We start from the raw sequence: 5,591 nt of genomic DNA on the forward strand, positions 1-5,591 counted from the left end.
GCCTTGCGGCACCAGGGGCTTTCAAAAAGAATCCGGCAGCGACCTACTCTCCCACGCGGTTTCCCGCGGAGTACCATCGGCTCTGGAGGGCTTAACTTCCGTGTTCGGGATGGGAACGGGTGTGACCCCTCCGACATTGCCACCGGAAAAGCGAATGACGGTGCATACGAAGGGTAAGTTGCAAGCTTCTGCTTGAGTGAAGCCTCTTCGAGAAGTCGAAGAAGCAATTGAAACAGCTGCCTTCCGGGCGGACGCGCTAGTGGCGTCCTGGCCTCGGCCTTGGCCCCGAGTCCCTTACTCCCCTTGAGGGGGCATGCAAGAGAATGGGGGAAGTAAGCCTCTCGACTTATTAGTACTGGTTAGCTTAACGCGTTACCGCGCTTACACACCCAGCCTATCAACGTGGTAGTCTTCCACGAGTCTTCAGGGGCTTGCGCCCGGGATACCTGGTCTTGAGGTCGGTTTCCCGCTTAGATGCTTTCAGCGGTTATCCAATCGGCACATGGCTACCCAGCGATGCCTCTGGCGAGACAACTGGTACACCAGCGGTGCCTCCAACCCGGTCCTCTCGTACTAAGGTCAGAGCCTCTCAAGTATCCTACGCCCACAGCAGATAGGGACCAAACTGTCTCACGACGTTTTGAACCCAGCTCGCGTACCGCTTTAATTGGCGAACAGCCAAACCCTTGGGACCTGCTCCAGCCCCAGGATGCGATGAGCCGACATCGAGGTGCCAAACCTCCCCGTCGATGTGAACTCTTGGGGGAGATAAGCCTGTTATCCCCGGAGTACCTTTTATCCGTTGAGCGATGGCCCTTCCATTCAGGACCACCGGATCACTATGACCTGCTTTCGCACCTGCTCGACCTGTCGGTCTCGCAGTCAAGCTCCCTTATGCCATTGCACTCGACGCCCGGTTTCCAATCGGGCTGAGGGAACCATCGCGCGCCTCCGTTACTTTTTGGGAGGCGACCGCCCCAGTCAAACTACCCACCAGACAGTGTCCCAGTCCCGGCTTACGAGACGTGGTTAGACACCAGAAATCAGCAGGGTGGTATTTCACCGTTGCCTCCACCGAACCTAGCGGCCCGGCTTCAAAGGCTCCCACCTATCCTACACAGCCAATCCCTAGTGTCACTGTCAAGTTGTAGTAAAGGTTCACGGGGTCTTTCCGTCTTGCTGCGGGTAAACTGCATCGGCACAGCTATTTCAATTTCGCTGAGTCCCTCTCCGAGACAGTGCGGAAGTCGTTACTCCATTCGTGCAGGTCGGAACTTACCCGACAAGGAATTTCGCTACCTTAGGACCGTTATAGTTACGGCCGCCGTTTACTGGGGCTTCGGATCATCGCTTCGCCTTGCGGCTGACGAATCCCCTTAACCTTCCAGCACCGGGCAGGAGTCAGACCCTATACGTCGGCTTGTCGCCTTCGCAGAGTCCTGTGTTTTTGGTAAACAGTCGCTACCGCCATTTCTCTGCAACCTCTCTCGGCTTCGGCTGTACGCCTACACCTACCAGAGGCCCACCTTCTTCCGAAGTTACGGTGGAAATTTGCCTAGTTCCTTGGAGGAGAGTTCTCTCAAGCGCCTTAGGATTTTCTCCTCACCCACCTGTGTCGGTTTGCGGTACGGACACCCTGCAGACTCCCTGCGGGACTTTTCTTGGAAGCCGAGCATCAGCGACTTACCCCTTGCGGGGCGCCATGGGGTCTCGGGGATGACTGCCGCGCCTTTATTCGTACGCGACACCCCTACGCCTTTAGACTGACACAACCACCGGTCAGCTCGCCTAGCTTTCTCCGTCCTCCCTCAGTTCAACGTCTGCAAGATGGCGCAGGAATATTAACCTGCTTGCCATCACCTACGCCTTTCGGCCTCGGCTTAGGACCCGGCTAACCCTGGGAAGATTAACTTGACCCAGGAAACCTTGGGTTTACGGCGAGGGGGTTTCTCACCCCCTTTATCGCTACTCATTTCGGCATCAGCACTCCCAGTCGCTCCAGCGGCCTTTTCAGTCCACCTTCGCTGCAACTGGGACGCTCCCCTACCGCCATACGCGCCTGACGCGCATGACCCGAAGCTTCGGCACTAGTCTTGAGCCCCGTTACATTTTCGGCGCGGCCTGTCTTGACCAGTGAGCTATTACGCTTTCTTTAAAGGATGGCTGCTTCTAAGCCAACCTCCTGGTTGTCAATGACCTGCCACATCCTTTCTAGTGTTCACTTAGACTAGATTTGGGGGCCTTAGCTGTCGGTCTGGGTTATTCCCCTCTTGCCAATGGACGTTATCACCCACTGACTGCGTCCCGGGATAACAATTGCCGGCATTCGGAGTTTGATACGGTTTGGTAATCTGGTGAGACCCCTAGCCGTTTCAGTGCTCTACCTCCGGCATTGAATTGCCCGAGCCGATACCTAAATATCTTTCGGGGAGAACCAGCTATCACGGAGTTTGATTGGCCTTTCACCCCTACACACAGCTCATCCCAGAAATTTTCAACTTTCATGAGTTCGGTCCTCCATGCGGTGTTACCCGCACTTCAACCTGGCCATGTGTAGATCACCCCGCTTCGGGTTATAATACACGCAACTTAGCGCCCTATTCGGACTCGCTTTCGCTCCGGCTCCACCTATCGGCTTAGCCTCGCTACGTATATTAAGTCGCCGAATCATGATGCAAAAGGTACGCTCTCGCACTGGCTTGCGCCGTAGTGCTCGAACTGCTTGTAGACATGCGGTTTCAGGTTCTTTTGACTCCCCTCACCGGGGTTCTTTTCACCTTTCCCTCGCGGTACTTGTTCACTATCGGTCGCCAAGGAGTATTTAGGCTTACCGGATGGTCCCGGCAGATTCAGACAGGATTGCACGTGTCCCGTCTTACTTGGGTAACCCGCTCAGCTCCAGTTGGCTTTCGTGTACGCGACTATCACGCTCTTTGGTGCGTCTTTCCAGGACGCTTCCACTAGCCCTCCAGAGTCCTACCGCGGACCCGCTACCCCACCGCCATTTGCATGACGTTGGTTTGGCCTCTTCCCATTTCGCTCGCCACTACTTTGGGAATCACTCATTGTTTTCTCTTCCTCAGGGTACTGAGATGTTTCACTTCCCCTGGTTTGCTCTGCAAACCTATGAATTCAGTTTGCAGTAACGCAGCTATTCGCCGCGCTGGGTTTCCCCATTCGGACATCTCCGGATCAACGTTTGGTTGGCAACTCCCCGAAGCTTTTCGCAGCCACCCACGTCCTTCATCGCCTCTTGGCACCTAGGCATCCACCGCACGCCCTTAGTAGCTTACTTGCCCTAATCTCTTGTCTAATGCCCGCCTCCCGGCGGATTTTCGAAACTCGGAGACCAAGGCCCAGACCTCTGCTCTTCGCTAGCAGGCCCGGAAGACATTCTTTATTGCTGTTCTCATTGCTTCTTCTTCTTGTGTGGGAGACTTCGCTTTTGCCCCACCCGGCTGCCTCGCGGCGCCTGGTGAGACTCATTTCGAAGTCGGCACTTCTGTTGAGAACTTCACTCAGCAGAAATTGCAACTTACCCTTCGTATGCACTTGTCAAAGAACGTCCCTGCGACTTCCAGGAAACTTGTGGAGCTGATCGGGTTCGAACCGACGACATCCAGCTTGCAAAGCTGGCGCTCTCCCAGCTGAGCTACAGCCCCGACTCTCGCGTCAGCACCAGTCACCCTTTTGCTTCCCTCCAGTGAGGGAGAAGAGTGGTGGGCCTAGGTGGACTTGAACCACCGACCTCGCGCTTATCAGGCGCGCGCTCTAGCCAGCTGAGCTATAGGCCCAGGGGGGCTAAAGCGTCGGCGAACCCTACAGCGTCCTTCATTCTCAAAGAGCCGAGCCAACTTCACTCGGTCCTTCAAAACCAAACAGCAAGCCCGAAGTTCATAATGGATTGTTAATCGGAAACATTGACCTAGAGATGACCTGACAGCCCGAAGGCTGCTGGTGTTGCCTACTCGCCCGAAGGCTGAGTCCAACACCCGGTCTCCTTAGAAAGGAGGTGATCCAGCCGCAGGTTCCCCTACGGCTACCTTGTTACGACTTCACCCCAGTTACCGAGCACTCCTTGGGCATCTCTTGGTGAGATGACTTCTGGAGCAATCGACTCCCATGGTGTGACGGGCGGTGTGTACAAGGCCCGGGAACGTATTCACCGCAGCGTGCTGATCTGCGATTACTAGCGATTCCGCCTTCATGGAGTCGAGTTGCAGACTCCAATCTGAACTGAGACCGGTTTTCTGCGATTAGCTCCCCCTCGCGGGTTTGCAGCGCTCTGTACCGGCCATTGTAGCACGTGTGTAGCCCTGGTCATAAAGGCCATGAGGACTTGACGTCATCCCCACCTTCCTCCGGTTTAACACCGGCAGTCCCTCTAGAGATCCACTTGCGTGGCAACTAAAGGCGAGGGTTGCGCTCGTTGCGGGACTTAACCCAACATCTCACGACACGAGCTGACGACAGCCATGCAGCACCTGTCTCTCGGTTCCCTTGCGGGCACTCCCTCATCTCTGAAGGATTCCGAGGATGTCAAGACCAGGTAAGGTTCTGCGCGTTGCGTCGAATTAAACCACATGCTCCACCGCTTGTGCGGGCCCCCGTCAATTCCTTTGAGTTTTAGTCTTGCGACCGTACTTCCCAGGCGGAGAACTTAATGCGTTAGCTACGGCACCGCGGGGGTCAACTCCCACGACACCTAGTTCTCATCGTTTACGGCGTGGACTACCAGGGTATCTAATCCTGTTTGCTACCCACGCTTTCGCGTCTCAGCGTCAGTTACCGTCCAGGTGGCCGCCTTCGCCACCGGTGTTCCTCCCCATATCTACGAATTTCACCTCTACTTGGGGAATTCCGCCACCCTCTCCGGCACTCAAGCTCTGCAGTTTCGGGCGCACTTCCTCAGTTGAGCTGAGGGCTTTCACACCCGACTTGCAAAGCCGCCTACACGCGCTTTACGCCCAATAATTCCGAACAACGCTTGCACCCTCTGTATTACCGCGGCTGCTGGCACAGAGTTAGCCGGTGCTTCTTCTCCCGGTACCGTCAAGGCAAAGCGTATTAGGCTTTACGGTTTCGTCCCGGTCGAAAGTGCTTTACAATCCAAAGACCTTCATCACACACGCGGCGTTGCTGCGTCAGGCTTTCGCCCATTGCGCAAAATTCCCCACTGCTGCCTCCCGTAGGAGTCTGGACCGTGTCTCAGTTCCAGTGTGGCTGATCGTCCTCTCAGACCAGCTACCCGTCGTTGCCTTGGTGGGCCATTACCCCGCCAACTAGCTGATGGGCCGCGGACTCATCTGGTTGTGATAGCTTGTATACAGAGGCCACCTTTTCCCTCAGTCTCCGAAGAAACCGTGGGCTTATCCGGTATTAGCCAATCTTTCGACTGGTTATCCCAGGCATCCAGGCAGATTATCCACGTGTTACGCACCCGTGCGCCGCTCTACTAAGGGTTGCCCCTATTCGCGCTCGACTTGCATGTGTTAGGCACGCCGCCAGCGTTCGTTCTGAGCCAGGATCAAACTCTCCAATTGTATTCTTGGTTTGCTTGAACCGGCGTTCCCCGAGACCCGGCTAAGGAG

Annotated in this window: 2 tRNA genes and 3 rRNA genes; all 5 read right to left on the reverse strand. The window is 55.7% G+C overall.

Annotation, left to right across the window (positions count from 1 at the left end):
- Positions 1-30: 30 nt before the first annotated feature.
- A 5S ribosomal RNA gene (gene rrf, locus D7Y15_RS41755) occupies positions 31-147 on the reverse strand.
- A 181-nt stretch (positions 148-328) separates the two neighbouring features.
- Positions 329-3,295, reverse strand: a 23S ribosomal RNA gene (locus D7Y15_RS41760).
- 294 nt (positions 3,296-3,589) lie between these two features.
- A tRNA-Ala gene (locus D7Y15_RS41765) sits at positions 3,590-3,662 on the reverse strand.
- A gap of 55 nt (positions 3,663-3,717) precedes the next feature.
- A tRNA-Ile gene (locus D7Y15_RS41770) sits at positions 3,718-3,794 on the reverse strand.
- 211 nt (positions 3,795-4,005) lie between these two features.
- Positions 4,006-5,543, reverse strand: a 16S ribosomal RNA gene (locus D7Y15_RS41775).
- The 16S, 23S and 5S rRNA genes sit together here with 2 tRNA genes alongside, the layout of an rRNA operon.
- Positions 5,544-5,591 lie beyond the last annotated feature (48 nt).

The organism is Corallococcus sp. AB030 (genome assembly GCF_003668965.1).
Classification (GTDB): Bacteria; Myxococcota; Myxococcia; order Myxococcales; family Myxococcaceae; genus Corallococcus; species Corallococcus exiguus.